The following is a 25,646-nucleotide window of genomic DNA, read 5'->3' as shown; positions in this document are numbered from 1 at the left end:
GCGGCGGTTCAGCCCGCCGGCAGGATGCGCTTGAGGTAGCGCCCGGTGTGGCTCGCTTCGCAGGCGGCCACCGTCTCCGGCGTGCCGGCCACCACCACCTGGCCGCCGCCGGCGCCGCCCTCGGGGCCCATGTCGATCACCCAGTCGGCGGTCTTGATGACGTCCAGGTTGTGCTCGATCACGACGATGGTGTTGCCGGCGTCGCGCAGCTGGTGCAGCACCTTCAGCAGCAGCTCGATGTCGGCGAAGTGCAGGCCGGTGGTGGGCTCGTCCAGGATGTAGAGCGTGCGGCCGGTGTCGCGCTTGCTCAGCTCCAGCGCCAGCTTCACGCGCTGCGCCTCGCCGCCCGAGAGCGTGGTCGCGCTCTGGCCCAGCTTGATGTACGACAGGCCCACGTCCAGCAGCGTGCGCAGCTTGCGCTCGATGGTCGGCACGGCCTTGAGGAACTCGTGCGCGTCCTCCACCGTCATGTCGAGGATCTGCGCGATGTTGCGGCCCTTGTACTGCACCTCCAGCGTCTCGCGGTTGTAGCGCTGGCCCTTGCACACCTCGCAGGGCACGTACACGTCGGGCAGGAAGTGCATCTCCACCTTCACCACGCCGTCGCCCTGGCAGGCCTCGCAGCGCCCGCCGGCCACGTTGAAGCTGAAGCGCCCGGGGCCGTAGCCGCGCTCCCTGGCGGTGTTGGTCTCGGCCATCAGCTCGCGGATCGGCGTGAACAGGCCCGTGTAGGTGGCCGGGTTGCTGCGCGGCGTGCGGCCGATCGGGCTCTGGTCGACGCTGATGACCTTGTCGAAGTACTCGATGCCCTCCACCGCCTCGTGCGGCGCCGGCTCCTCGTGGGCGCGGTAGATGGTGCGCGCCACGGCGGCGTAGAGTGTGTCGTTGACCAGCGTGGACTTGCCCGAGCCCGACACGCCCGTCACGCAGGTGAACAGGCCCACCGGGAAGCCGACGCTCACGTTCTTCAGGCTGTTGCCGGTGGCGCCGACGACGCGGATCTCCTGCAGCGCGCCCTGCGTCGCCAGGTGCCGCGCCTCGCGCTCGGCGCGGCGCTCGGCCGCCGGGCTGGGCGGGAACTTCGAGGCCTTCTTCTTCTCGGGCTCGTCCTTGCGCAGCACCGGCAGCCAGGGCGTGCGGCGCGCCGGCACCTCGATGCGGCGCGCGCCGCTGAGGTACTGGCCGGTCAGCGAATCGGGGCTGGCCGCCACCTCGTCGTAGGTGCCCTGCGCCATCACCCGGCCGCCGTGGATGCCGGCGCCGGGGCCCATGTCGATCACGTGGTCGGCGGCGCGGATCATGTCCTCGTCGTGCTCGACCACGATCACGCTGTTGCCGATGTCGCGCAGGTGCTTCAGCGTGCCGATCAGGCGGTCGTTGTCGCGCTGGTGCAGGCCGATGCTGGGTTCGTCGAGCACGTACATCACGCCGGTCAGGCCCGAGCCGATCTGCGAGGCCAGCCGGATGCGCTGCGCCTCGCCGCCCGAAAGCGTCTCGGCGCTGCGGTCCAGGCTCAGGTAGTTCAGGCCCACGTCGTTCAGGAAGCTCAGGCGCAGGCCGATCTCGCGCACCACCTTGTCGGCGATCTCGGCCTTGGCGCCTTTCAGGCGCAGCGCCTCGAAGTAGGCCAGGCTGTCCTTGAGCGTGAGGTGGCTGAGCGTGTAGATGGGCATCCTCGCGGCTTCGCCCTCCCGCGTTTCGTCCACCAGGTAGACGTGCCGCGCCTCGCGCCGCAGCCGCGAGCCGCCGCAGTCGGGGCAGGGCTGCAGGTTGCGGAAGCGCGCCAGGTCCTCGCGCACCATCACCGAGTCGGTCTCGCGGTAGCGCCGCTCCATGTTGGGGATGATGCCCTCGAAGGGATGCTTCTTCGTCAGCTTGCGGCCGGCCGAGGCGCCGCTTTCCAGCGTGTAGCTGAACTTGATCTCCTCGCCGGCCGAGCCGTGCAGCACCACCTGCTGCACCGAGGCGGGCAGGTTCTCGAAGGGCGTGTCGAGGTCGAAGCGGTAGTGCTTCGCGACGCTCTCCAGCATGCTGAAGTAGTAGCCGTTGCGCCGGTCCCAGCCCTTGATCGCGCCGCTGGCCAGCGAGAGCGAGGGGAAGGCCACCACCCGCGCCGGGTCGAAGAACTCGCGGTTGCCGATGCCGTCGCAGGTCGGGCAGGCGCCCACCGGCGAGTTGAAGGAGAACAGGCGCGGCTCCAGCTCGGCCAGCGAGTAGTGGCACAGGGGGCAGGCGAACTTGGCGTTGAAGAGGTGTTCCTTGTCCTCGGCGCCTTCGCCCATCTCCAGCGCGATGGCCCGCCCGTCGGCCAGCCGCAGCGCCGCCTCGAAGCTCTCGGCCAGGCGCTGCTGCATGTCGGGCCGGGCGCGCAGGCGGTCCACCACCACGTCGATGTCGTGCTTCTCGGTCTTCTTCAGCTTGGGCAGGTCGTTGTACTCGTAGGTCTGCCCGTCGACGCGGAAGCGCACGTAGCCGGCGGCCTGCATCTCGGCGAACAGCTCGACGAACTCGCCCTTCTTGTCGCGCGCCACCGGGGCCAGGATCATCAAACGCGGTTGGTACGGTTCGCCCCCACGCTCGGCACTGTCGTGTCCTCGCTGCCCCCCGAGGGGGCTCTCGCCGCTTGGGGCGGCCCGGCGCGGCTCGGGCAGCGCCAGCACCGCATCCACCATCTGCGAGACGGTCTGCGCCTGCAGCGGCAGTTCGTGGTCGGGGCAGTAGGGCGTGCCGGCGCGGGCGTACAGCAGGCGCAGGTAGTCGTGGATCTCGGTGACGGTGCCGACGGTGGAGCGCGGGTTGTGGCTGGTGGCCTTCTGCTCGATGCTGATGGCCGGCGACAGGCCCTCGATCAGGTCCACGTCGGGCTTGTCCATCAACTGCAGGAACTGCCGCGCATAGGCCGAGAGGCTTTCGACATAGCGCCGCTGGCCTTCCGCATACAGCGTGTCGAAGGCCAGGCTGGACTTGCCCGAGCCCGACAGGCCGGTGATCACCACCAGCCTGTTGCGCGGGATGTCCAGGTCGACGTTCTTCAGGTTGTGCGTGCGCGCGCCGCGGATGCTGATGCGCTGCTGCGCCAGCACGCTGCCGAGGTAGGCACTGTCTTGGGGGGCGTTCACGAAGAGAGGCCGGCGGTCGTTGCGGGGAACCGGACATGATAGACCGCCGGGCGGGTCAGCGCATCCCGTCCTCCGGTGGCGGTGGCGATGGCGGCGGGGGTTGCGCCGGCCCGGCGATCGCGCCGGCCACCATGTGCGCGGCCAGCACCTCGTACAGCGGCCGGCCGATCATGCGCGAGACCAGGCTGGCCAGCATGGCGCTGGCCATCAGGCTCAGCACCATCGAGTGGCCGTCCACCATCTCCATCACGATGATGAAGGCCGTCAGCGGCGCCTGCGTCACCGCCGCCAGGAAGGCCGCCATGCCCATGGCGATGAGCGCCGGCGCCAGGTGCGGGTCGGCCAGGCCGGCCACCGCGTCGCCGATGCCCGCGCCGATGGACAGCGAGGGCGCGAAGATGCCGCCCGGCGCGCCCACCCAGGCCGTGACCCAGGTGGCGATGAACTTGAGCAGCGTGTACAGCGGCGTCAGCCCCTCCTGCCCGGCGAGCATGTGCTTGACCGCCTCGGAGCCGGCGCCGAAGGTCACCCCGCCGCTGACCAGGCCCATCACCGCGATCAGCAGCCCGCCCGCCGCCGCGAAGCGGATCGGCCAGCGCGCGCGCAGGGCGTTCAGGCGCTGCGGCGCGTTGGTCAGCGAGGCCGCCATCAGCCGCGAGAACACGCCGCCGGCCGCGCCCGCCGCCAGCGCCACCAGCAGGCCGGGGCCGGCCAGGTTCCAGCCCAGCGGCGGCACGCGGATCACGCCGAAGTAGCTGAGGTTGCCGTACACCGACACCGCCATCAGGCCGGCCAGCACGATGGCCGTGATGACCACCCCGCTGGCGCGCGCCTCCAGCCGCCCAGTCAATTCTTCGATGGCGAACACGACGCCGGCCAGCGGCGCGTTGAAGGCCGCCGCGATGCCGGCCGCGCCGCCGGCCACCAGCAGGGCGCGCATGTCGATGGTCGAGCCCGGCGAGAGCCAGCGCCGGGCGTGCTGCATCACGCCGGCCGCCACCTGCACCGAGGGCCCCTCGCGGCCGATGGACAGGCCCGCGGCGAAGCCTGCCGCGCCCAGCCCGATCTTGGCCAGCGTGAGGCGCAGCGAGACGAAGCGCCCGCGCCGCTCGGGCGGCAGGGCCGGGTGCAGCGTCGCCTTGACCTGCGGGATGCCGGAGCCCGCCGCGCCCGGGAACCAGCGGCGCGTCGCCCAGACGATGCCGGCGGTGCATGCCGGCGTCCACAGCAGCACCAGCCAGGGGTGGCCCCGGTGGATGCGCTCGAACAGGCCGAAGGCCCAGTCCGACGCCAGCGTGAAGCCGACCACGGCCAGGCCCGCCAGCACCGCGTAGCCCAGCACGATGGCACGGTCGATCCACGGGCGCCAGTTCGACAGCTCGCTGCGCAGGTTCTCGAGGACGTCGGGCTCGTGGTTCGAATGAGGCATCGCTGCGGCGGCATTGTGCCGGGCCGGGCGGCCGGCATCGGGCACAATGCCCGACTCTTCATTCCTTCCTCTTCCTTCAGATCATCAGGGGCAGTGCCATGGCATCGGTCAACAAAGTCATCCTCGTCGGCAACCTGGGGCGCGACCCCGAGACACGCACCTTCCCCAGCGGCGACCAGGTGACCAACGTGACGCTGGCCACCACCGACACCTGGAAGGACAAGCAAAGCGGCGAGAAGCGCGAGGCCACCGAGTGGCACCGCCTGGTGTTCAACGGCCGCCTGGCCGAGATCGCCGCGCAGTACCTGCGCAAGGGCTCGCAGGTCTACGTCGAGGGCCAGATCCGCAGCCGCAAGTACAACGACAAGGACGGCATCGAGAAGTCGGTCACCGAGATCCGCGTCGACCAGATGCAGATGCTGGGCAGCCGCCAGGGCCAGGGCGGCCCCTCGGGCGGCGACGACGGCTTCGGTGGCGGCGGCAGCTACGGCGGCGGTGGTGGCGGCGGCTACGCCCGCTCCGCCCCGGCACCGCGCTCCGCGCCCGCCCCGCGCCCGCCGGCGCCCGCGCCGTCGAGGTCCTCCACGGGCTTCGACGACATGGACGACGACATCCCCTTCTGACCCTCGCTCCGGCGGCGCGCCGCCGCCGCCGGCCGGCGGGCCGGAAGGGTCTGCGCATGCGGGTCTGCACGCCTTTCACCGTGCGCGGCCGCGGCCCTACACTGCGCCGCGCGCATGCCCCTGCTGACCTTTCTCGTCGAAGACAACCCCACCATCCGGGACAACCTGATCCCCACGCTGGCCGACCTGGCCGACGCGCCGGTGGTCGGCGTGGCCGAGACCGAGTCCGAGGCCACCGCCTGGCTGCGCGCGCATGCCGACACCTGGCACCTGGCGGTGGTCGACCTGTTCCTGCGCGAAGGCTCCGGCCTGGGTGTGCTGGGCGCCTGCGCCCGGCGGCAGCCGCACCAGCGCGTGGTGGTGCTCACCAACTACGCCACGCCCGACATCCGCGCCCGCTGCCTGGAGCTGGGCGCCGACGCGGTGTTCGACAAGTCCAATGAGCTGGACGACTTCTTCGACTACTGCGCCCACGACCGGCCCTCCCAGATGGGCGTGTTGGCGTGAGCGCGCTGCCGGTCGACTTCCACGCACCGGCCCACGAGGTCGCCCGCGCGCTGATCGGCGTCACCGTGCTGGTCGACGGCGTCGGCGGGCGCATCGTGGAGACGGAGGCCTACGACCGCGAGGACCCGGCCTCGCACGCCCACGCCGGCCCGACGGCGCGCAACGCCGCCATGTTCGGCCCGCCGGGGCGGGTGTATGTGTACCGCTCCTACGGCATCCACTGGTGCATGAACTTCGTCTGCCGCGAGGAAGGCCACGGCGCCGGGGTGCTGATCCGCGCGCTGGAGCCCACGCACGGCCTGGAGACGATGCGCCGCCGGCGCGGCGTGCAGGCGCCGCGCCTGCTGGCCGCCGGCCCGGGGCGCGTCGGCCAGGCGCTGGGGGTGGACGGCGGCTTCAACGGCCGGCGCCTGGACGCGCCGCCCTTCCTGCTGCTGCCGGGGGCGCCCGACGCCCCGGTCGTCGTCGAGGCCGGGCCGCGCATCGGCATCAGCAAGGCGGTCGAGGTGCCTTGGCGCTTCGGCGAGGCGGGCTCGCGCTTCCTGAGCCGGCCCTTCCCGCGGGCCGCCGCCGGCCGCCGCTGAACCGGGCGGCGTCGCCGCCGCCCCTCTCATCGCAGCAACCGTCCTTCCGCGGAAGGACGCCGCGCGCAATTTCCTACCTCAGTTGCGTTACATTTTAATGACAATTATTAAAAATAAGAATTAATGCGTCGGGCCGCAGGCACAGGCCGGGCAGGGAGGGCAGGCGGGCGTCCGCGCACCGGCAAGCGGTGCGGCGGCGTCCGTGCCGAGGAGGAGAAACAGATGAACAGGGCCCTGCTGTGGACGGCCAAGGCGGCGCTGCTGCTGCTCGTCCTCCTGCTCACGAACCACGGCCTGGTGGATCGCCTCGAACTGCTCGTCGCCGACCGCCGGCTGGTGACGCTGGTGGTGTTCTGCGCGATCTGGCTGTGCGCGCTGGCCGCCGTGCTGGCGGCGGCCTTCCATCCGGCCTGGACGGTGCGCCTGGCGTGGGCCGTGCCGCTCAGCCTGGCGGGCGCGGCGGCGTTCGGCTACCACGCCGTCCAGCAGTCCGAGTTCTTCATCTTCGACGTGCTGAACCTGTGGGCCGCCCGGCACGAGGCCGGCCGCGCGCTCGCGTACTTCTCGGCCGCGGTGCCGCCGACCCTGGCCGTGCTGTGCCTGAGCCTGGCCGCCTTCGCCATGCCGCCGGGCGCGGGCGGGCGGCTGCGCGGCCCGCTGCGGTGGCTGTTCGGGCTGGCGCCGGTGCTGCCCGTGGTGCTGATCGCGCTGGTGGTGCTGTACCGGCAAGGCAAGGGCTCGGACGCGATGCCCAGGCAGTTCGCGCCCGTCTCCCTGGTGGCGCTGGCGGCCTACAAGCTGCACGCCGGCACCTTCGCCGAGCGCGAGCCGGTGCGCATGGCGCCGGGCGTGCCACCGGTGCGGGCCCTGGTCATGATGGTGGACGAGAGCGTGCGCGCGGACGCGGTGAGCCTGGAGCCGGGCAACCCGTTCACGCCCGAGATGGCCTCGCAGCGGGACCGCTGGGTGGACTTCGGCCCGGCGGTGTCGGCCGGCAACTGCTCCAACATCTCGAACGCGCTGCTGCGCTTCATGGCACAGCGCCGCGACCTGGTGCGCAGCGTCGTCACCAGCCCGACCGTCTGGCAGTACGCCAAGGCCGCGGGCTTCCGCAGCGTCTACATCGACGCGCAGGCCGGCTTCATCCATAGCTACGGCAAGTTGCAGAACTACATGACGCCGGCCGAGGCGGCCTCGATCGACCGCCTGCACAAGCTCGGCACCGGCATCCCCACGCACCTGCTCGACGACGAGCTGGTGCGCATCGTGCTCGACGAACTCGCGCAGGGCGACCGCGTCTTCATCTACGCCAACAAGAACGGCGCCCACTTCCCCTACGAGAAGGGCGCGCCCGGCGGCCAGGAGCGCAACGTGCGCGTGGCCGGCGCGCTGGTGGGCGACGATCCGGCCACGCTGGCGGCCTACGCCCGGGCGGTGCGCTGGTCGACCGACCGCACCATGGCGCGGCTGGTACGCGAGGCGCCCTGGGACGGCCTGGCGATGGTCTACACCTCCGACCACGGCCAGCACTTCAGCCCCGGCCGCCTGACGCACTGCAGCTCGCACACCAACGTCGATCCGCAGGAGGGCATCGTGCCGCTGATGGTGGCGGCGGGCGACGAGGGCCTGCGCCGGCGCTTCGCCGAGGTGGCGGCGCAGTCCGCGGGCCGCGCATCGCACTTCGCCATCGCGCCGACGCTGCTGGAGCTGATGGGCTACGCCCCGGCGGACATCGCCGCGGTCTACGAGGACTCGCTGCTGCACGGCCTGTCGCCGGCGCGCCCGCAGTTCGCCTCCGACGACATCTTCGGCCTGTTCGGCACGCAGCCGGGCTGGCACGGCGTGAACCCGCTGGTCCAGCAGCGCGGCATCGGAGACGGGCCGGACGAAGCGCTGGCCATGCGCGTGCGGGCGGTCGTCGTGCCGGATGTGCCCGCGCGTTGAGCCGCCGCGGGCGGTGCCAGGCGGTCGTTGCGTTAAATATCGTAAGCACTGACTTTCGCTGAGACCCGCTTGCGTGGCCCGCGGTGCCACGGAAGTGGCGCGCATTCCGGCGTCCCGGCCGTTACATCCCCCAACGTCGAAGTAAGCCAAAAGACCTAGAAACAGGCGATCGCCGGCCCGCGGAGGCCGGCACGGCAACGCTCAGGGGGATCCGTGATCGGGAGAGATGTGTTCTCGGGGGCAGGGCGCGCCGGCGGCGACGGCCACTTCCTGTACCTGGACTTCCTGCGCGGCTGCGCCGCCATCGCGGTCGTCTGGCTGCACTGGTTCGTCGGCCACGATCGGGCGGCCTTCGGCATGGCCACCACGGCGGTGGACTTCTTCTTCCTGCTCAGCGGCTTCGTCATCGCCCACGCCTGCGACGGCCGCATCCAGGCGCCCGGCGGGCGGGCCGACTTCCTGCTGCGGCGCGCGATCCGGCTGTGGCCGGTCGTCCTGGTGGGCGCCACCCTCGGCCTGCTGCGCTTCGCCGCCAAGGCGGCCGCCGAGGGCGGCGGGCTCGACGAACTGCTGGGCGAGTACGCCCGGACGGTGCTGCTGATCCCCCACCTGGCGGGCGAGCCCTTCCCGCTGAACATCCCCTACTGGTCGCTGCTGTTCGAGGTGGCTGCCTATGTCGTGTACTGCACGGTGCTGACGCGGCGCTTCGGCAACCTGGCCTGCCTGCTGCTCATGCTGGCCGGCGCGGCGGGCGTGCTGGGGTGGGCCGCCGATTCGGCGGGTGCGGCGGCGCCGGGCCGCGAGGTCTCGCTGCTGGACGGCGCCAGCCGCATCGCCTTCGCCTTCCCGGCCGGCGTGCTGCTGGCGCGCTGCCTGGGCGGGCGGGTCCTGCGCATCGACTCGCCCGCGCTGGCGGCCGTGCTGGCGGCCGGCTGCCTGGGCCTGTTCGCCCTGCCGCTGGCGGCGGTCGGCACCTCGGCGCTGTTCCTGACGGTGGTCGGCGTGTTCCCGCTGCTCGTCGCCCTGGGCCGGGGACTGGCGCTCGAAGGGCGCTGGGCGGTGGCGGCCCGGTGGTTCGGCGAACTGTCCTATCCGCTCTACGCCGTCCACATGCCGACCCTGTGGGTGGCCGGCTTCGTGCTGAAGAAGGCCTGGCCGGACCTGGGGGCGGGGGCCGGGCCGCTGGCCTTCGCGGCCTGCGTGGCCGTCGCGCTGGCCACGCTGGTCTGGGTCGACCGGCCGGTGCGCCGGCTGCTCGGCAGGAAGCGGGCGGCCCTGCTGGCCGAGCGGCGCGCCGTGCGCCTGCGCGCAGCGGGCGCGCGCCGCGCCGGCCCGCGGCTCAGCGGCGGCCGGCCGCCAGCCGGATCGCCAGGGCTGCGCCGGATGTGAGGACGGCGAAGCCCACCACGCCCAGCCACCCGGCCTGCGCCAGCGCCAGGCTGCCGATCGCCGCGCCGCCGGCCATGCCGACGAACATGCCCGTGAAGAGCAGGGCGTTGAGGCGGCTGCGCGCCTGCGCGTCGAGCCCGTACACCAGCGTCTGGTGCGCCACCAGCGTGGACTGCATGCCGAGATCGAAGCCCACGGCCGCCACCGCCAGCAGCGCCAGCCGCACCGGCGGCGGCAGCCAGGGGCCGGGCAGGAGCAGCGCGAAGGAGGCCATCGTCAGCGCCGCGCCCATCTGCGTCACCCGCCCGGGCCCGCGCCGGTCGGCCAGGCGGCCGGCCAGCGGCGCGGCCAGCGCGCCTGCCGCCCCGGCCAGGCCGAAGGCCCCCGCCGCCGCGCTGCCGAGGTGGAATTCGTCGTGCAGCATCACCGCCAGCGTCGACCAGAAGGCGCTGAAGCCGGCCGCCAGCAGGCCCTGCGCCCACGCGGCGCGGCGCAGGGCGGCATGGCGGCGCCACAGGTCCCGCAGCGAAGCCATCAGCGCGCCGTAGCCCACCTGCGTGGTCGGCGCGAAGCGCGGCAGGCCGCGCCACAGCGCCACGCCCACCAGCGCCACCGAGACCGCCGCCGCGAGGTACATCGCGCGCCATCCCCATTGCTGCGCCACCAGCCCGCTGGCCACGCGCGACAGCAGCACGCCCAGCAGCAGGCCGGTCATCACCGTGCCCACCGTCCGCCCGCGCTGCGCCTCGGGCGCCAGCACGGCGGCCGCGGGCACGATGTCTTGCGCCAGGGTCGCGGCCAGCCCGATGGCCAGGCTGGCCGCCAGCAGCGTGCCGAGCCCCGGCGCGGCGGCGCTGGCCAGCAGCGCCAGGAGCAGCGCCGCCACCTTCCACAGGATGATGCGCCGCCGGTCGAAGCGGTCGCCCAGCGGCGCCAGCAGCAGCAGGCCGGCGGCGTAGCCGAGCTGGGTCAGGGTGGGGATCAGGCCGGTCGCCTTCGCGCCGGCCTGCAGGTCGGCGCCCAGCACGCCGAGCAGCGGCTGGGCGTAGTACAGCGAGGCGACCGAGAACGCCGCGCCGCTGGCGAGCAGCAGTACCAGCGGGCGCGGCAGGCCTGCGGCGGCCGGGACGGGGGAGCCGGAGGAGGCAAGGGTCAGGGAGGACATGGGAGGGTGCTTTCGTGTGCCGCATAGATCAGGGTTAACCCCTGATTTGCCGATGGATGAATTCTCCTGATGAATGAATGAGCTTCGTAGACGGCTGAGGCGAAGATCAGCTATACGTAATGTGTATGAAAGAAGTGCCTTCGCCCGCTGCCGACCGGCTCGAACTGCTCCAGACCTTCGTGCGCATCGTCGAGGCCGGCAGCCTGTCGGCCGCGGCGCGGCTGCTGGCGACCACTCAGCCCACCATCAGCCGCCGGCTGCAGGCGCTGGAGCGTTCGCTCGGGCTGCGCCTGCTGCAGCGCTCCACCCACGCGATGAAGCTCACCGAGGACGGTGAGCGCTGCTTCGCCCACGCCAAGGAACTGCTGGAGCGCTGGGAGGACTTCGAGGCCGATGCGCGCGGCGCCCGCAGCACGCCGCGCGGCACCCTGCGCGTGCTGGTGCCGCACGCCTTCGGGCAGGACCAGCTGATGCCGCCGCTGCTGGACTTCCTCGCGGTGCACCCGCAGATCAGCGTCGACTGGATGCTGCACGACCACCCGCCGGACTTCATCGCCGAGGGCATCGACTGCGCCATCCGCGTGGGCGCGGTGGACGACCCGAGCGTCGTCGCCGTGCGGCTGGCGCGCATCTCGCGCATCGTGGTGGCCGCGCCCGGCCTGTGGGGCGAGGGCCCGCCGCCGGCCGAGCCGCAGGCGCTGGCGGCGCTGCCCTGGGTGGCGCTGAGCCTGTTCTACCGCGACGAACTGCGCCTCGTCGGCCCCGGCGGCCGGGTGCAGGCCGTGGCCGTCGCACCGCGGCTGAGCACCGACAGCGTCTATGCGACGCGCCGGGCGGTGCTGGGCGGCGCGGGCGCCGCGCTGGTCTCGGCCTGGGTGGTGGCGCAGGATCTCGCGGCCGGCCGGCTGGTGCGGCTGCTGCCGCAGTGGGAGGCCGAGGCGCTGCCCGTCACCCTGGTGTATCCCTACGCCAGCCACTATTCGCCGCGGCTGCGCGCCTTCGTGGCCTGGATGCGCGGGCGCGTGTCGGCGCTGGACGGGATGGGGTGAGGCCCCGGGCCGGCGGCCCGGGGGTTCACCGGATGCGGATGGCTCCGCCCCGGCGGGCTGCGCTCACTGCGTCAGCGCGTGGATCACCACCGCGCTGATGATGCCGGTGGCGACGGCGGCCAGCACGTAGTCCGAGCCATTCTGCACCCACTGGTAGCCGCGCGGCGGCTGCCGCAGGCCGTGGCCGCGCCAGTCCTGCACCACGTACTGGCGCGCGCGCAGGTTGGGCGGCAGCCGGTCGCCCCGGTTGTAGCGGCGGTACTCGGGGTAGGCGACCGGCGGCGGCGGGCGGTGCGGCATCGGCCGCATGCCGGGCCGGTGCATCGGCGCGTGCTGCGGGCCGGCCATGGGCGGCCGGTGGCCCTGCATGTGCGGCGGCCCGCCCGGGCCGTGCCGCCCCGGCGGCGGGCCGGGCTGCGCGAAGGCGGCGGCGTGCGCGGCGGCCAGCGCGGCGATCAGCAGGGTACGGTTCTTCATGTGGTTCTCTCCGTGTATGGGCGAAGGCCCCATCTTAGGAACGCTGCGCGCCGCGCCGCCGTAGGCCGAACCCGCGACCCCTGCCGCCGGCCGGCGCGTCAGTGGTGGTGCCCGCCCGCGCCGTGCACGTGCCGGTGCGCGATCTCCTCCTCGCTCGCGGCGCGCACGTCGGCCACGGTGAGCTGGAACTTCAGCGCCTTGCCGGCCCAGGGATGGTTGCCGTCCAGCAGCACCTGCGGGCCCTTGATCTTGACCACGTTGAAGACGTGCTCGCGCCCGTCGTCGAGCCGTCCGCGCAACTGGCCGCCGACCTTCACGCCGGGCGGGAACTCGGCCTTGGGGATGGTGCGCAGCAGCGATTCGTCGCGCGCGCCGAAGGCCTCTTCCGGCGCCAGGGTCACGGTGGCCTGGTAGCCGGCGGCCTGGCCGTCCAGCGCCGCCTCGATCCCGGGCAGCGTGTTCTCGTAGCCGCCGTGCAGGTAGGTCATCGGCTCCTTCGCGGCCTCGATGAGCTGGCCGGTGGCGGCGTCCCAGACCTTGTAGCGCAGGGTGACGACGGTGTCTTTGGTGATGTTCATGGTGAAGGGCGCGAAAGGCGTTGAGCAGGCGCACGATTGTCGTCGCATCGCCGCCGCGGCCTTGCCCGGTGTCATCACGCACGGGCGCCGCGCATGCGAGCATCCGGCACCTGCACCCGGACCGCCTGCGATGGAAATCGAGTTCAAGTTCCGCATCCCGCCCGAGCGCCTGAAGGCCGTGGAGGCGGCGCTGCGCCGCGGCGCCGTCGGGACGACGCGCCTGCAGGCGCGCTACCACGACACCGCCGATGGTGCGCTGGCGGCGGCCGGCGTGGCGCTGCGCCTGCGCAAGGAAGGCCGGCGCTGGGTACAGACCGCCAAGGCCGCGGGCGCAGGCCCGGTGCAGCGCCTGGAGCACAACGCCGACCTCGGCGGCGGCGCCCCGCCCGCGCTGCCCGATCCGGCGCGGCATGCCGGCACGCCGGTGGGCGACCGCCTGGCCGAGGTGCTCGCCGCCGCCGGCGGTGCGCCGCTGGTGCAGACCTACGCCACCGACGTGCGCCGCCTCACCCGCATCGTGCGCCACGCCGGCGCCACGGTGGAGCTGGCGCTGGACACCGGCCGCATCGCCGCGCCCGGCCCGGCCGGCGGCCCGCCGCGCACGGCGCCGGTCTGCGAACTGGAGCTGGAACTGCTGCGCGGCCCGGTGAGCGCGCTGGCGGCGCTGGCCGCGCAGTGGGCGCAGCGCCACGGCCTGTGGCTGAGCACCGTCTCCAAGGCCGAGCGCGGCGAGCGGCTGATGCGCGGCGATCCGCCCGCGGCGCCGGTCAAGGCCGCGCCGCCGGACTTCGCGCCCTTCGTCGCGCAGGCGGGCGAGGCCCCCGACGGCCCCGCCGTGCAGCGCGCCGTCGTCGCCGCCTGCCTGGCGCAGATCCTGCCCAACGCCACCGAGGTGGCCGAAGGCAGCGAGGACGCGGAGGTGGTGCACCAGTTGCGCATCGGCATCCGCCGCCTGCGCGTGGCGCTGCGCGAGCTGGCGGCGCTGGCGCCCGGCCTCGATCCCGCCTGGGAGGCGCCGCTGGTCGAGACCTTCCGCGCCCTCGGCGCGCAGCGCGACCGCGACCTGGTGCTGGCCGAGGCGCTCGCCGCGCTGCAGGCGGACGGCGCCCCCGCCATCGACCTGCCGCCGCCCGCCGAAGCCCCGGTGCGTGTGGCCGAGGTCGTGCGGGCTCCGGCCCTGCAGGCCGCGCTGGTGGCCCTGGTCGGCTTCGCCGCCTCGCCGGCCGCGGCGGACGCGCAAGGGCAGGCGGCGCTGGACGCCGAGGCGGCCCTGGCGCACCTGCAGCAGCGCCTGCGCCGCCTGCGCCGGCAGGTGCTGCGCGATGGCGCGCGCTTCGAGTCGCTGGACGACGAGGCCCGCCACCGCGTGCGCAAGCGCCTCAAGCGGCTGCGCTACCTGGCCGAATTCACCGCGCCGCTGTTCGGCGCGCGCCGCGCCGGCCGCTTCCTCGATGCGCTGCGCCCCGCGCAGGACGCGCTCGGCGTCTACAACGACGCCGTCGTCGCCCGCGCTCTCTTCGCCGAGGCGGTGCCGCACGATGCGCGCGCCTGGTACGCGCTCGGCTGGCTCGATGCCCGCCGCGATGCGCTGGCCCGCCGCGCGCAGCGCGCGCTGGCGCGCATCGCCGACGCGCCGGCCTTCTGGAAGGGCCGCGGCTGACCCGCGTTCCTCATCCGTCCAGGCCCAGCGCCCGGCGCAGCAGCGCCAGCCGCGGATTGAGCGGCGACGCGCGGTAGACCAGCGCCACCGGCCCGGGCGGAATCGGCGGATGGACCCGCACCCGCCGCACGCGCTGCGCGTCCGGCGCGCCGCGCAGCGTCGCCGCAGGCACCGCGCTCAGGCCGATCCCCTGCGCCACCAGCCGCACGTTGCTCATCGGGCTGGTCGACTCCACCACCGGCTGCGGCGCCGCCAGCCCCTCGCGGTGGAACACGCCCTCCATCATCCGCCGCACCATCGAGCTGCGGGCCGGCATCACCCAGGGCTCGCCGGCCAGGCGCGGCCACGTGATGCGGCGCGCACGGGCCGCCGGGTGGTCCGCCGGCGCGATGACGGCGAAGTCCGCGTCGAACAGCCGCTCGAAACGCAGCGGCTGGCCGGCCGCTTCCGGCATCTCGGCGGGGTAGGTCGTCACCAGCGCGTCGAGCCGGCCGTCCAGCAGGGCCGTCACCAGCAGCGGCACGCGCTCCTCCATCAACTGCGCGCGCACCGTCTGCCCGTCGCCCACCAGCCGGGCCAGCACCTCGGGCAGGACGCCCTGCGCCACGAAGGGCGGCGCGCCCACCCGCACCAGCGTGATCGCCGGCTCGGCCCAGGTCTCCGCACCCACGTGGGCCAGCTCCTCCAGCAGCAGCGCCGCGCCGCGGATCGCGATCTCGCCGCGCGGCGTGGGCGACAGGCCGCGCGGGCCGCGGGTGAACAGGCGCGCGCCGAAGGCTGCCTCCACTTCGCCCAGCGCCTTCGACAGCGCGGGCTGCGTCAGGCTCAGCTCCGCCGCGGCCGCGCGTAGGCTGCCGCCGCGCTGCAGCGCCACCAGCAGTTGCAGGTGGCGGAAGCGCAGCCGGGCCACCAGGCGCCGGGGATCGAAGCCGGAAGCCCTCGGGTCGGTCGGCATCGGGGTATCTCCAGAAGTTTTCACCTGATCAAAACATATCACTATCGGATATCGCACGGGCTTCCTAAGCTGGCGGCACCACAACGAAGGAGACAAGCCGATGGACCGCAGGACCTTCTGCACGGCGGCATCCGCCGCCTGGCTGCTGCCGCTGGCCGCGCGCGCTGCCGAGCCCTATCCCTCGCGCCCGGTGCGCGTCATCTCGCCCTACGCGGCCGGCGGCGGCCCCGACGTGCAGTTGCGCCAGGCCGGCCCGGCGCTGGGCGAGGCGCTGGGCCAGCCGGTGGTGATCGAGAACAAGGTCGGCGCCGCCGGCGTGCTGGCCGCGCAGTACGTGGCCCAGCAGCCGCCAGACGGCTACACGCTGCTCATGGGTTCGAACACCCACCTGATCCAGAAGGCGCTGCAGCCCGACCTGAAGTTCGACCCGGTCGCCGACTTCAAGCCGGTGGCGAACCTCGCCTCCTCGCCCACCGTGCTGGTCGTGCGCGCCGACGCGCCGTGGAAGACGCTGGACGAGCTGATCGCCGATGCGAAGGCGAAGCCGGGGCAGATGAACTACGGCTCCGGCGGCATCGGCACCTCGGCCCACCTGGCCGGGGCCACGCTGGCCTCGCTGGCGGGGCTGACGGTCACGCACATCCCGCTGAAGGGCTCGGTCGAGATCGCCGCCTCGCTGCTGCGCGGCGACACGCAGTTCGCCTTTCCCGTCGCGGGCACCGGCGTGCCGCAGGTCAAGGCCGGCAAGCTGCGCGCGCTGGCGGTGACGAGCCGGCGCCGGCTGCCGCTGCTGCCCGATGTGCCGACGCTGCACGAGCGCCTGGACAACGAGCTGGCCGTGCAGGAGTCGTGGTTCGGCATGTGGGCGCCGGCGAAGACGCCCGACGCCATCGCCGCCACGCTCTATGCCGCCATGGCGAAGACGGTGCGCTCGCCCGCCGTGCAGGCGGCCTTCGAGGCGGCCGGCAACGAGGCGGGCCTGCTGGGCGATTCGCCCCAGGCCTTCGCCGCGTTCGTGCGCAGCGAGAACCGCAAGTGGGCCGAGATCGTCCGGCTGGGCGGTGTCACCGTGAACAGCTGAATCCCGCAGCAAGGAAAAAGGAAAGCGTCCATGGCCAAGCCACTGGAAGGCGTGCGCGTCATCGACATGTCGCACGTGATCGCGGGGCCGATGGCCTCGATGTACCTGGCGCAACTGGGCGCGGAGGTGATCAAGGTCGAGCCGCCGCAGGGCGAGGTGATGCGCGCCAGCCGCACGCCGCACGATGACGGCTGCGGCGACACGCCCGCCGGCTTCGCCGCGCTCAACGCCGGCAAGCGCTCGCTGGTGGCCGACATCCGCACGCCCGAGGGCGCCGCGCTGGTGCGCGCGCTGGCACGGGGCGCCGACGTGTTCATCGAGAACTTCCGTCCCGGCGTGGTGGCGAAGTACGGGCTGGACTACGAGAGCATCCGCGCGCTGCGGCCCGACATCGTCTACTGCTCGATCTCCGGCTACGGCCAGGAGGGCGCATGGTCGGGCCGCGGCGCCTACGACCACGTCATCCAGGCCCTGACCGGCATGATGATGATGTCGGGCGACAGCGAGGACGCGCCGCCGCAGAAGGTGGGCTTCCCGGCCATCGACGTGGCCGTCGGCATGCTCGGTGCGCTGTCGATCACCGCCGCGCTGCACCGCCGCGAGCGCGAGACGGGCGAGGCGCGCGGCCAGTACATCGACGCCTCGATGGTGCAGGCCTCGCTGATGCTGATGTACCCCAACGCCAGCAGCTACCTCACGCACGGCATCGCGCCGCGCCGCGCCGGCAACCGCGGCTACACCGGCAGCCCCACCGCCGACACGTACCGCTGCGCCGACGGCTGGCTCGCCACCGCGGCCAACACGCCGGCGCAGTTCCGCAGGCTGGCCGCCGTGCTCGGCATGGAGGCGCTGTGCGAGGACGCCGCGGCGCTGGACCTGGAGAGCTTCAACGCGCCGGGCGGCGGCTTCGTCGTGGCGCGCGACCTGCCGCGGCTGCAGCGGCTCTTCCGCGACGCATTCGCGCAGCGCTCGGCGGCCGACATGGAATCGCGGCTCAACGCCGTCGGCGTGCCCGCGGCGCGCGTGCGGCGGCTGGGGGAGTTCCTCGACGAGGCGACGGCCGGCGAGGGCGCCGCGCTCGCGCCGGCCGTCTTCGCCCAGGGCGATGCGCAGGTGCGCACGCCGGGCCTGGGCTTCCGCTTCCGCCACGACGGCGGGCCCTCGCCGCGCGGTGCCCCGGCGCTGGGCGCCGACACGGCCGCGCTGCAGCGGCAGGTGCAGGATGCAGCGTCCGCCGCGCTGTGCGATGCTGCCGGCCTGCGTTGACTGCCGAACCGACGAAAGGACACCCATGTTCCAGGCCCTCCTGCTCACCCAGTCCGACGACCGCGCCACCCACGCCGCCGTGCAGCCGCTCGACGAGGCGCAGCTGCCCGAGGGCGAGGTGCGCGTCGCGGTGGCCCACTCCACCGTCAACTACAAGGACGCGCTGGCCATCACCGGCAAGTCGCCGGTGGTGCGCAGCTTCCCGATGGTGCCCGGCATCGACTTCGCCGGCAGCGTGGTCGAGAGCGCCGACGCGCGCTTCAAGCCGGGCGACGCCGTGCTGCTCAACGGCTGGGGCGTGGGCGAGGTGCACTGGGGCGGCCTGGCGCAGCAGGCGCGCGTGAAGGCCGACTGGCTGGTGCCGCTGCCGGCCGCCTTCACCACGCACGACGCCATGGCCATCGGCACGGCCGGCTACACCGCCATGCTGTGCGTGATGGCGCTGCAGGACCGCGGTGTGACGCCCGATGCCGGCGCGGTGCTGGTGACGGGCGCCAACGGCGGCGTCGGCAGCATCGCCATCGCGCTGCTGTCGCGCCTGGGCTTCGAGGTGCACGCCTCCACCGGCCGTGCGAACGAGGCCGCGCACCTGAAGGCGCTGGGCGCGGCCGAGGTGATCGACCGCGCCACCCTCTCGGCGCCGGGCAAGCCGCTGCAGAAGGAACGCTGGGCCGCCGCCGTGGACAGCGTCGGCAGCCACACCCTGGCCAACGTCTGCGCCAGCCTGAAGTACGGCGGCACCGTGGCCGCCTGCGGCCTGGCGCAGGGCATGGACCTCCCCGCGACCGTCGCGCCCTTCATCCTGCGCGGCGTCACGCTGGCAGGCGTGGACAGCGTCTACGCCCCGCAGGCCCGCCGCGTCAGCGCCTGGGACCGCCTGGCGCGCGAACTGCCGCGCGAGGTGCTGGCGGCCAACACCGGGACCATCGGCCTGGCCGATGCGATCGGCCTGGCGCCGCGCCTGCTCGCCGGGCAGGTGCGCGGGCGGGTGGTGGTGGACGTGGCGGCCTGAGCCCCCGCCCGGCCGTCCCGAAGGGGGCTCGCACCGCAGTGCGAAGCACGGAGGTTATCCAATGAGCGCTGCCGGGCTCAGCGCGCGTCGTTCGTCACGCTCGCCGGCTGCGGCAGCAGGCGCAACGCCAGCGCGCCGGCCACCAGCATCGCGGCGATGCTGCCGAACACGGCGGAGAAGGGCTCGACGCCGTGCGCCTGCGCCGCCGAGGCGATGGCGCCGGTGAGCCACTGCATCAGCGCCACGCCCATGAACATCGCCATCGTGAACAGCGCCATCGCGCGGCCGGTGACGGCCGGCGCGTAGGCGTTCTTCACGTCCGGGTACTGCAGCACCATGTAGCCCGACAGCAGGCCGAAGGCCAGCACCAGCGCCACGTCCACCGCCGGCCGCGTGACCAGCGCCAGCGCCGCGAGCAGCACGGCCCCGACGATCGACAGCCAGAACAGCCAGCGGCGGCGCGGGCGCGGCCCCGGGTCGAGCCGGCCGAACAGCGGCGGGCCGATCAGCGAGACCACCGACAGCACGATCGCCAGGTTGCCCGCGGCCACCAGGCTCCAGCCGTGGCGCTGCATCATCAGCGGGCCCAGCCACAGCCCGCGCAGCGCGACGAAGGAGGCATACGTCACCAGCGAGAACAGCACGATGCCCAGCGTGTGCGGCAGCCTGAACAGCTGGCCGAAGGTGCGCACCGCCTGGCCCAGCGATTCGCGCGGCGCGCCGGGCGCGGCCGCGGGCATCGGCTCGTGCACCCACAGCGCGATCGCCACCCACGACAGCACCGCCGCGAGCCCCAGCACCCAGAAGCCCATGCGCCACGAGCTGGCCTCGATCAGCCAGGCCAGCGGCGTGCCCGTGACCAGCATGCCCACGCTGCCCACCGCGAGGATGGTGCCGGAGACGGCGGCGAAGCGCTCCGCCGGGAAGTGCCGCGCGATGTACACCGTGCACACCAGGAAGGCCGGCGCGCAACCCACACCGATCAGCACCTGCCCCGCCACCAGCAGCGGGAAGCTGGTCGCCAGCGCCGACACCGCCGCGCCCAGCACCATCAGCGGTGAAGCGAACAGCACCGTGCGCCGCAGGCCGTGCAGGTCGATGCCGATGCCCATGAAGAGCTGCAGCGCGCCGAAGGCGAAGTGGAAGGCGCCGGCGAACAGGCCCAGCTGCTGCGGCGAAAGGTGGAACTCCCCCTGCAGCGGCGCGGCCATGATGGCGGCCACCGTGCGGAAGGCCTGGCTCAGCGCGAAGCCGGTGGTCAGCAACAAGAGGGAGGCCCAGGGGCCGAGGGCGCGCGCGGTGCGGTGGTCGGATGTTGGGGAGGAAGCGGCGCCGGCGGGGTCGGCGCGCGTGGAATCGGCGCGAAAGCTCATGGGTCGGCGGGGGTGTCTCGGCGCAGAGCCTAACCGCCCATGCGAAAAGCTGCTCGTCGCGCGCGGGACGCTCCGCTCACGTGGCTGCTTTCAAGAAGCAACAAAGCCGTTCGCACTGAGCCTGTCGAAGTGCCGTCCCGGGCTTCGATCCTTCGACAGGCTCAGGACAGGCCAAGCTCAGCCTGAACGGTTCTTGCGGATCGGGCGCAAGAGGTTCATCTCATCGACCGGCTCTGCGCGGCGGCGCCTCCAGCGCCAGCAGCTCGGCCGGCAGTGCGTCGTTCCACACCTCGCGAAAGTAGGCGCGGTCGGCGGCGGGCAGGGCGGGCAGCTCGCCGCGCAGCGCGGCCAGCGCCGCCGCGGCCTCGCGCAGGTCGCCGCCGTGCGCCGCGTGCCAGGCCAGCTCGAACAGCAGGCTGGCGCGCTGCAGGCCCGGGTAGCGGCGCCGGCCGCTGGCGTGCTCCTCCAGCCGCTGGCGCGCCACCGCCACCCAGTCGGCGGGCCACTGCGCGGGCGTGAAGCCGTCGGCCAGCGGCCCCGCCAGCGCCGCTGCCTGCGCCATGCGCAGCGGCCGCAGCGCGCGGAAGTCCGCCAGCGGCAGGTGCGGCACCGTGGCGCAGCCGCCGCGGGCGATGCGCAGCAGGTAGATCGCGTTCCATGCCGAGCGGCCCTGCACCTCGGCCTGGCGGCACAGCCACTCGCTGAAGGCGATCCACTGCACCGCCCGGCGCAGCGCCTCGCCCTCGCGGCGCGTGCCATCCACCGCGAGGCCCACGCGGTCGAACAGCCACAGCGCCATGCCCATGTTGGCCGCCACGTGCTGCGCGGCGTCGAAGGCGTGCGACTCGAAGGCCGCGGCCAGCGCGCGGTCGAAGTGGCGCAGCGCCTCCTCGGCCTGCGCGGCGGCGGCCTCGCGGCGCGCGGTGTCCGCGGCCATCGCCAGCGCCTGCGAGCGGCAGGCCAGCGCCCACAGGTTGTGCCACTCGAAGCGCACCTGCGGGTGGTGGCGCAGCAGCGGCCCGTGCGCCGGGTCCTCGGCCACGGCGCGCAGCTGCGCCTGCGCCCCGGCCAGGTCGCGCGCCGCGTAGTCGCACCAGGCCGCGACGATGGCCGCCATCGCGCCCAGGTACTCGTGCCCCGCCACCTGCACCGCCAGGCGCTGGCGCTGCAGGGACTTGAGGCGCTTGCGCGCCTCGGCGTCGTCGCCCAGGCGGCGCCACAGCAGCGCCTCGTTCAGCGTCACCAGCGCGCGCTGGAAGCCGCTGCCCGCCAGCCGGCCGGCGCGGCGCATCGCCTCCAGCGCGCTCGGGCCGCCGGCCTCGCCGCCGGCGGTGGGGCTGACGGCCAGCCGGCCCTGCTGCATCGCCTGGTGGGCCGTCACGAGCTGCTGCCAGAAATGCGCATCCTGCAGGTGCACTGCATCGGCCGGCGGCTGCGCGGTGGCGCGCGTGCGCTGCGGCTTCAGGCCGAGGAAGGCGGCGACCTCGGCGCGGGTGGCGCGCCGGCCGTCCACCACAGGCTTCAGCCGGCGTGCCTGCGCGGCCGGCAGCCAGAACGGGCCCTGGCTGCGGCCGGCGGCGTTGAGGAAGCGCGGGTCGCGCGTGCCGTCCTCGCCCCAGCCGGCCACGATGCCCCAGCGCTGGAAATCGCGGAAGGCGCGGCTGATCGCCATGCGCAGCGCGCCCGGCTCGCACAGGCGGCCGCGCAGGTCGTCCAGCCGCACGGCTTCGCCCTGCGCATGGCCGTGCAGCAGGCGCAGCAGCAGCCACAGCGACTGGTAGGGCGCGCGGCGGCCGTCCACGGTCTGCGGCGAGCGGAGTTCGAGCGTGATGGCGGGCGGCGGCATGGGCGATGTGACAGGCGTTACGGCAGTGCGCGGGCGGTGCGGCGGCGAGCTTGGTAGGCGACGGCGCGCTTCCTAGGATGCGAAGCGTCGCGACGTTTTTCTTCTTCTTCATCCACGCATGCCGCGCCCGCATTCTCGGGCCCGGCCATCCTCTTCCAAGGAGCTTTCCGCATGACCGACTGGCTGGCGCCCGCGCGCCTTCCGATGCCCCGCCGCACCCTGCTCGCCGCCGCCCTCGCGGCGCCGCTGGCCGCCGCCTGCGCCGGGCGCGGCCCACGCGACCACGGCGCCCGCGAGCGCCTGGCCGCGATCGAATCCGGCTTCGACGGCCGCCTGGGCGTGTTCGCGATCGACACCGCCGACGGCGCCACGCTGGCGCACCGCGGCGACGAACGCTTCCCGCTGTGCAGCACCTTCAAGCTGGTGGCGGCCGCGGCCCTGCTGGCGCGCAGCACGGCCGAGCCGCGGCTGATGTCCGAGCGCGTGCACTACACGCGCGCCGAGCTGGCCAGCTGGTCGCCCGTCGCCGAGAAGCACGTCGCCCGGGGCATGACCTACGAGGAACTGTGCGCCGCCGCGGTGATGTACAGCGACAACACGGCCGCCAACCTGATGCTCAGGCGCCTGGGCGGCCCGGCCGCCCTGACGGACTACGCACGCGGCCTGGGCGACGCGGCCTTCCGCCTCGACCGCTGGGAGCCGGAACTGAACACCGCGATCCCCGGCGACCCGCGCGACACCACCACGCCGGCCGCGATGGCCCGGACCGTGCGCCGCCTGGTGCTGGACGATGCGCTGCCCGCGCCGCAGCGCGCGCAGCTCGAAGCCTGGCTGCGCGGCAACACCACCGGCGCCACGCGCATCCGCGCCGGCGTGCCGTCCACGTGGGCGGTGGGCGACAAGACCGGCGCCGGCGACTACGGCACCAACAACGACGTGGGCGTGCTCTGGCCGCCGGGGCGTGCGCCGATCGTGCTGGCGGTCTACACCACGCAGCGGCAGCCCGACGCGAAGGCGCGCAACGACGTGATCGCCGAGGCGGCGCGCGCTGTCGCGCAGTGGCGGGGCTAGTCCTGTCCGGCGCGCAGCATGCGCGGCAGCTCGCTGCGGCCGACGCCGAGGTCGTTGAGCTGGTGCTGCCCCAGGGCCATCAGTTCGCGCCGCTCGGCGGCCAGCCGGCGCGCGGCCGCCATGCCCTGCCACCAGCGCGCCAGGCCGCGCAGCGGGGCGGCGGAACGGAACGAGGGGTGGTGTAGTGCGGTGGCGGTCATGATCGGCTCCTGAGGCGTGTTTCGACGGGGCTTCGAGTGAAGGTGCACGGATCATGCGCCGCGGTGAGCCATCGGGGAAGTTGAGAGTTCTGAAGCCTGGAATCAGAATAGCTGATGCGCCAGCTCAACCTCGACCAGATCCGCACCCTCGTCGCCATCGCCGACCTGGGCACCTTCTCGGCCGCCGCGCAGGCGCTGCACCTGGCGCAGCCCACCGTCAGCCTGCACGTGAGCGAACTGGAGTCGCGCCTGGGCCTGCCGCTGCTGGTGCGCGGCGCCCGGCGGGTGCAGCCCACGCCGGCCGGCGGCGAGCTGGTGGAGCGCGGCCGCCGCCTGCTGCGCGACGCCGACGAGGCGGTGGAGGCCGCGCGCCGCCGCCATGCGGGGCTGGAGGGGCGCGTGCGCATCGGCGTCTCCACCACCAGCGTGGTGGTCGACCTCCTGCCGCCGGTGTTCGAGACGCTCTCGCAGCGCTACCCCGGCATCGAGTTGTCGCCGATGTTCGTCGGCTCCGTCGATTCCGCGCTGGGCCTGGCGGCCGGCACGGTGGACGTGGCCGTGGTCGCCCTGCCGCAGCCGGCGCTGCCGGGCGTGCGCTTCACGCCCTGGGTGCGCCACGAGATGCGCGCGCTGGTGCCCGCCGCCTGGCCCGCGCTGCCCAAGCGCGCCACGCCCGCCTGGCTGGCGCAGCAGCCGCTGGTCATGAACGAGCCCGGCACCCGCATGCAGACGCTCACGCTCGAATGGTTCGGCCGCGCCGGCTTCTCGCCGCGCGCGCGCATCGAGCACAACTACGACGTCGCCATGCGCGCGCTGGTGGAGGCCGGCTACGGCGCCGCCGTGCTGCCGCTGCGGCAGGACCACGTGGAGCCGGCCGGCTCGCGCGTGCGCGTGCTGCCGATGGCGCCGCGGCTGGTGCGGCACCTGGTGATCGGCTACCGCGCGCAGGAGGCGCAGGACGGGCCGGTCGCGCGCGTGGTGGAGGTGATGCGCGAGCGCGCCGGGAAGGAGTGACCGGCGCTCATTGGATAGCCTCCGTGCTTCGCACTGCGGTGCGAGCCCCCTTCGGAACGGCCGGGGGGGGCTCATGCCGCACCGGGCGGCGGCCCCACGTAGCGGGCGCGCGGGCGGATCAGCGTGCCGGCGGCCTGCTGCTCCAGCGCGTGCGCGATCCAGCCCACCGCCCGCGCCAGCGCGAACAGCACCAGCGGCGCCTCGGCCGGCAGGCGGTGCGCGTCGGCCAGCGCGGCCAGGGCGAAGTCCACGTTGGGCGGCTCGCCCAGCAGCCGCTCGCCGGCCTCGCGCAGTCCGGCGAACGCGGGCTTGGGCTCGAAGTGCGCGAGCAGCGCGCCGCAGCGTACGTCGCCCTGCGGATAGAGCGGGTGGCCGAAGGCGGCGGGCGGGCGCCCGAGCGCCAGCCATTCGCGCAGCGCGGCCTCGGCGCCGTCGCGCTCCGAGGCGCGCACCAGCGCCTGCACCGCCGCCGCCGCGCCGCCGTGCAGCGGCCCGGTCAGTGTCGCCAGCCCGCCGAGCAGGCTGGCCGCCAGCGAGGCGCCGGTGGAGGCGGCGACGCGCGCCGCGAAGGTGGAGGCATTGAGTTCGTGGTCCGCCAGCAGCACCAGCGCGCGCCGCAGCAGGTCGGCCGCGCGCGGCCGGCGCCACGCGGCGGCCAGCCGCTGGTGCAGGTGGGCGCCGCGGCCCGGGCCGGCCATCGCGTCGGCCAGGGCGCCCATCAGCGTGCGCGCCTCGTCCAGCAGCGCTGCCCGGCCGCGCCCGCGCGCCGGCGGGTCGGACGCGGCGCGCCGGGCCAGCACCTGCAGGGCCGAGGCCAGCGGCGCCTGCGCCGGCGGCGGCGCGGCGCCGCCGGCAGGGAAGGGCTCGGCCGGCCCCTCCCACAGCAGCCCGGCCACCGACTCCAGCGTCGCGTGCTCCGCCAGCGCGCACGCGTCCTGCCCGCGGTAGTAGAGGCGCCCACCCAGCACCGTCGAGAGGCCCGAGGCGAGCACCGGCTCGCCCCACCGGATCGCCTCGCCGGCCAGCACCGCGCTGCTGCGCCGCCCCTGGCGGCGCGCGGCCAGGCGCTGCACGTCGTCGCGGTGGTAGAGGCTGCGGCGCGGGTCGGCGCCGTCCGCGCGCGTGCGGATGCGGCCGCGGCTCACGTTGGCGTACAGCGTCTGCGGACGCACCTTCAGCAGCGCCAGCGCGTCGGGCGCGGGCAGCCACAGGGGCAGGCGGGAAGCAGGTTCGGTCATGTTGATGGAATGGATCAAGATTGACGTCAATATTCTGAATCCCAGAATGAAAGGCTTCAACGACGA

Annotated in this window: 22 protein-coding genes; 12 read left to right on the top strand and 10 right to left on the bottom strand. The window is 74.1% G+C overall.

Features of this window, described 5'->3' with window-relative positions:
- Nucleotides 1–8 precede the first annotated feature (8 nt).
- Nucleotides 9–3,119, bottom strand: a complete 3,111-nt coding sequence (locus Q392_RS29905; RefSeq protein ID WP_038218018.1) for an excinuclease ABC subunit UvrA — start codon at nucleotides 3,117–3,119, stop codon at nucleotides 9–11.
- Between the two features lie 55 nt (nucleotides 3,120–3,174).
- On the bottom strand, nucleotides 3,175–4,548 hold the full coding sequence (locus Q392_RS29900; protein WP_038218140.1) for a chloride channel protein: 1,374 nt from the start codon (nucleotides 4,546–4,548) through the stop codon (nucleotides 3,175–3,177).
- 98 nt (nucleotides 4,549–4,646) lie between these two features.
- Between Q392_RS29900 and ssb the strand changes: the two genes are divergently transcribed.
- The 5 genes from ssb to Q392_RS29875 all read left to right on the top strand — a co-directional run bounded on the left by ssb (nucleotide 4,647) and on the right by Q392_RS29875 (nucleotide 9,595).
- The gene (ssb, locus tag Q392_RS29895; protein ID WP_038218016.1) at nucleotides 4,647–5,171 is read left to right on the top strand and encodes a single-stranded DNA-binding protein; all 525 of its coding nucleotides are present in this window, start codon (nucleotides 4,647–4,649) and stop codon (nucleotides 5,169–5,171) included.
- Between the two features lie 114 nt (nucleotides 5,172–5,285).
- Entirely contained in the window at nucleotides 5,286–5,678 is a 393-nt protein-coding gene (locus Q392_RS29890) for a response regulator (RefSeq protein WP_038218014.1), read from the top strand.
- On the top strand, nucleotides 5,675–6,262 hold the full coding sequence (locus Q392_RS29885; RefSeq protein ID WP_038218011.1) for a DNA-3-methyladenine glycosylase: 588 nt from the start codon (nucleotides 5,675–5,677) through the stop codon (nucleotides 6,260–6,262). The genes Q392_RS29890 and Q392_RS29885 overlap by 4 nt, the downstream gene beginning before the upstream one ends.
- Before the next feature lie 222 nt (nucleotides 6,263–6,484).
- On the top strand, nucleotides 6,485–8,206 hold the full coding sequence (locus tag Q392_RS29880) for a sulfatase-like hydrolase/transferase (protein ID WP_038218009.1): 1,722 nt from the start codon (nucleotides 6,485–6,487) through the stop codon (nucleotides 8,204–8,206).
- Nucleotides 8,207–8,419: 213 nt separating this feature from the next.
- Nucleotides 8,420–9,595 carry an acyltransferase family protein gene (locus Q392_RS29875; RefSeq protein ID WP_157008439.1) on the top strand — a complete coding sequence of 392 codons (1,176 nt, stop codon included), beginning with the start codon at nucleotides 8,420–8,422 and terminating at the stop codon, nucleotides 9,593–9,595.
- On the opposite strand, the gene Q392_RS29870 is transcribed toward Q392_RS29875, so the two are convergent.
- Complete coding sequence (locus Q392_RS29870) at nucleotides 9,546–10,760, bottom strand: MFS transporter (protein ID WP_038218004.1); 1,215 nt, start codon at nucleotides 10,758–10,760, stop codon at nucleotides 9,546–9,548. The genes Q392_RS29875 and Q392_RS29870 overlap by 50 nt on opposite strands.
- Nucleotides 10,761–10,879: 119 nt before the next feature.
- On the opposite strand from Q392_RS29870, the gene Q392_RS29865 reads away from it, so the two are divergent.
- A complete protein-coding gene (locus tag Q392_RS29865; RefSeq protein WP_038218001.1) occupies nucleotides 10,880–11,809 on the top strand; it encodes a LysR family transcriptional regulator in 930 nt (309 codons plus the stop codon).
- A 63-nt stretch (nucleotides 11,810–11,872) separates the two neighbouring features.
- Here Q392_RS29865 and Q392_RS29860 read toward each other — a convergent pair whose 3' ends face one another.
- Both Q392_RS29860 and Q392_RS29855 read right to left on the bottom strand, forming a co-directional pair.
- Complete coding sequence (locus tag Q392_RS29860) at nucleotides 11,873–12,286, bottom strand: RcnB family protein (RefSeq protein WP_038217997.1); 414 nt, start codon at nucleotides 12,284–12,286, stop codon at nucleotides 11,873–11,875.
- A gap of 98 nt (nucleotides 12,287–12,384) precedes the next feature.
- Nucleotides 12,385–12,864: an FKBP-type peptidyl-prolyl cis-trans isomerase gene (locus Q392_RS29855; protein ID WP_038217995.1), complete on the bottom strand. Its 480-nt coding sequence runs from the start codon at nucleotides 12,862–12,864 to the stop codon at nucleotides 12,385–12,387.
- 130 nt (nucleotides 12,865–12,994) lie between these two features.
- Here Q392_RS29855 and Q392_RS29850 point away from each other — a divergent pair, with 130 nt between their 5' ends.
- On the top strand, nucleotides 12,995–14,524 hold the full coding sequence (locus Q392_RS29850; protein ID WP_038217992.1) for a CYTH and CHAD domain-containing protein: 1,530 nt from the start codon (nucleotides 12,995–12,997) through the stop codon (nucleotides 14,522–14,524).
- Between the two features lie 10 nt (nucleotides 14,525–14,534).
- On the opposite strand, the gene Q392_RS29845 is transcribed toward Q392_RS29850, so the two are convergent.
- The gene (locus Q392_RS29845) at nucleotides 14,535–15,479 is read right to left on the bottom strand and encodes a LysR family transcriptional regulator (RefSeq protein ID WP_038217990.1); all 945 of its coding nucleotides are present in this window, start codon (nucleotides 15,477–15,479) and stop codon (nucleotides 14,535–14,537) included.
- 100 nt (nucleotides 15,480–15,579) lie between these two features.
- On the opposite strand from Q392_RS29845, the gene Q392_RS29840 reads away from it, so the two are divergent.
- Genes Q392_RS29840 through acuI form a run of 3 tightly spaced genes read left to right on the top strand, consistent with a single transcriptional unit; the run spans nucleotide 15,580 to nucleotide 18,838 of the window.
- Nucleotides 15,580–16,560, top strand: coding sequence for a Bug family tripartite tricarboxylate transporter substrate binding protein (locus Q392_RS29840; protein WP_038217983.1), 981 nt, complete (start codon nucleotides 15,580–15,582; stop codon nucleotides 16,558–16,560).
- 30 nt (nucleotides 16,561–16,590) lie between these two features.
- Nucleotides 16,591–17,826 carry a CaiB/BaiF CoA transferase family protein gene (locus Q392_RS29835; RefSeq protein WP_038217981.1) on the top strand — a complete coding sequence of 412 codons (1,236 nt, stop codon included), beginning with the start codon at nucleotides 16,591–16,593 and terminating at the stop codon, nucleotides 17,824–17,826.
- 25 nt (nucleotides 17,827–17,851) lie between these two features.
- The gene (gene acuI / locus Q392_RS29830) at nucleotides 17,852–18,838 is read left to right on the top strand and encodes an acrylyl-CoA reductase (NADPH) (RefSeq protein WP_038217974.1); all 987 of its coding nucleotides are present in this window, start codon (nucleotides 17,852–17,854) and stop codon (nucleotides 18,836–18,838) included.
- Nucleotides 18,839–18,915: 77 nt separating this feature from the next.
- Here the strand turns inward: acuI and Q392_RS29825 are convergent, their stop codons facing one another.
- Both Q392_RS29825 and Q392_RS29820 read right to left on the bottom strand, forming a co-directional pair.
- Nucleotides 18,916–20,211 (bottom strand): MFS transporter, encoded by a 1,296-nt coding sequence (locus Q392_RS29825; RefSeq protein WP_084217492.1) that lies wholly within the window; start codon nucleotides 20,209–20,211, stop codon nucleotides 18,916–18,918.
- Between the two features lie 220 nt (nucleotides 20,212–20,431).
- The gene (locus tag Q392_RS29820) at nucleotides 20,432–22,057 is read right to left on the bottom strand and encodes a hypothetical protein (protein ID WP_038217965.1); all 1,626 of its coding nucleotides are present in this window, start codon (nucleotides 22,055–22,057) and stop codon (nucleotides 20,432–20,434) included.
- A 204-nt stretch (nucleotides 22,058–22,261) separates the two neighbouring features.
- Between Q392_RS29820 and bla the strand changes: the two genes are divergently transcribed.
- A complete protein-coding gene (gene bla, locus Q392_RS29815; RefSeq protein WP_038218135.1) occupies nucleotides 22,262–23,128 on the top strand; it encodes a class A beta-lactamase in 867 nt (288 codons plus the stop codon).
- Here the strand turns inward: bla and Q392_RS29810 are convergent.
- Nucleotides 23,125–23,328 carry a YjiS-like domain-containing protein gene (locus tag Q392_RS29810; protein ID WP_038217964.1) on the bottom strand — a complete coding sequence of 68 codons (204 nt, stop codon included), beginning with the start codon at nucleotides 23,326–23,328 and terminating at the stop codon, nucleotides 23,125–23,127. The two genes, bla and Q392_RS29810, sit on opposite strands and share 4 nt — an antisense overlap.
- Nucleotides 23,329–23,442: 114 nt before the next feature.
- Here Q392_RS29810 and Q392_RS29805 point away from each other — a divergent pair, with 114 nt between their 5' ends.
- Nucleotides 23,443–24,342 carry a LysR family transcriptional regulator gene (locus Q392_RS29805; protein ID WP_038217963.1) on the top strand — a complete coding sequence of 300 codons (900 nt, stop codon included), beginning with the start codon at nucleotides 23,443–23,445 and terminating at the stop codon, nucleotides 24,340–24,342.
- A 71-nt stretch (nucleotides 24,343–24,413) separates the two neighbouring features.
- On the opposite strand, the gene Q392_RS29800 is transcribed toward Q392_RS29805, so the two are convergent.
- On the bottom strand, nucleotides 24,414–25,580 hold the full coding sequence (locus Q392_RS29800) for a citrate synthase (protein WP_038218134.1): 1,167 nt from the start codon (nucleotides 25,578–25,580) through the stop codon (nucleotides 24,414–24,416).
- Nucleotides 25,581–25,646: the final 66 nt, after the last annotated feature.

The sequence above is a fragment of the Xenophilus azovorans DSM 13620 genome, from assembly GCF_000745855.1.
Taxonomy (GTDB): domain Bacteria; phylum Pseudomonadota; class Gammaproteobacteria; order Burkholderiales; family Burkholderiaceae_C; genus Xenophilus; species Xenophilus azovorans.
This window is presented reverse-complemented; position numbering and strand designations above follow the sequence as displayed.

Bases quoted from the DNA above. Each gene is read 5' to 3' on its own strand.
- Q392_RS29900 (WP_038218140.1), bottom strand. From the start codon at position 4,548: ATGCCTCATTCGAACCACGAGCCCGACGTCCTCGAGAACCTGCGCAGC.
- ssb (WP_038218016.1), top strand. From the start codon at position 4,647: ATGGCATCGGTCAACAAAGTCATCCTCGTCGGCAACCTGGGGCGCGAC.
- Q392_RS29890 (WP_038218014.1), top strand. From the start codon at position 5,286: ATGCCCCTGCTGACCTTTCTCGTCGAAGACAACCCCACCATCCGGGAC.
- Q392_RS29880 (WP_038218009.1), top strand. From the start codon at position 6,485: ATGAACAGGGCCCTGCTGTGGACGGCCAAGGCGGCGCTGCTGCTGCTC.
- Q392_RS29870 (WP_038218004.1), bottom strand. From the start codon at position 10,760: ATGTCCTCCCTGACCCTTGCCTCCTCCGGCTCCCCCGTCCCGGCCGCC.
- Q392_RS29865 (WP_038218001.1), top strand. From the start codon at position 10,880: ATGTGTATGAAAGAAGTGCCTTCGCCCGCTGCCGACCGGCTCGAACTG.
- Q392_RS29860 (WP_038217997.1), bottom strand. From the start codon at position 12,286: ATGAAGAACCGTACCCTGCTGATCGCCGCGCTGGCCGCCGCGCACGCC.
- Q392_RS29855 (WP_038217995.1), bottom strand. From the start codon at position 12,864: ATGAACATCACCAAAGACACCGTCGTCACCCTGCGCTACAAGGTCTGG.
- Q392_RS29850 (WP_038217992.1), top strand. From the start codon at position 12,995: ATGGAAATCGAGTTCAAGTTCCGCATCCCGCCCGAGCGCCTGAAGGCC.
- Q392_RS29845 (WP_038217990.1), bottom strand. From the start codon at position 15,479: ATGCCGACCGACCCGAGGGCTTCCGGCTTCGATCCCCGGCGCCTGGTG.
- Q392_RS29840 (WP_038217983.1), top strand. From the start codon at position 15,580: ATGGACCGCAGGACCTTCTGCACGGCGGCATCCGCCGCCTGGCTGCTG.
- Q392_RS29835 (WP_038217981.1), top strand. From the start codon at position 16,591: ATGGCCAAGCCACTGGAAGGCGTGCGCGTCATCGACATGTCGCACGTG.
- acuI (WP_038217974.1), top strand. From the start codon at position 17,852: ATGTTCCAGGCCCTCCTGCTCACCCAGTCCGACGACCGCGCCACCCAC.
- Q392_RS29825 (WP_084217492.1), bottom strand. From the start codon at position 20,211: ATGAGCTTTCGCGCCGATTCCACGCGCGCCGACCCCGCCGGCGCCGCT.
- Q392_RS29820 (WP_038217965.1), bottom strand. From the start codon at position 22,057: ATGCCGCCGCCCGCCATCACGCTCGAACTCCGCTCGCCGCAGACCGTG.
- bla (WP_038218135.1), top strand. From the start codon at position 22,262: ATGCCCCGCCGCACCCTGCTCGCCGCCGCCCTCGCGGCGCCGCTGGCC.
- Q392_RS29810 (WP_038217964.1), bottom strand. From the start codon at position 23,328: ATGACCGCCACCGCACTACACCACCCCTCGTTCCGTTCCGCCGCCCCG.
- Q392_RS29805 (WP_038217963.1), top strand. From the start codon at position 23,443: ATGCGCCAGCTCAACCTCGACCAGATCCGCACCCTCGTCGCCATCGCC.
- Q392_RS29800 (WP_038218134.1), bottom strand. From the start codon at position 25,580: ATGACCGAACCTGCTTCCCGCCTGCCCCTGTGGCTGCCCGCGCCCGAC.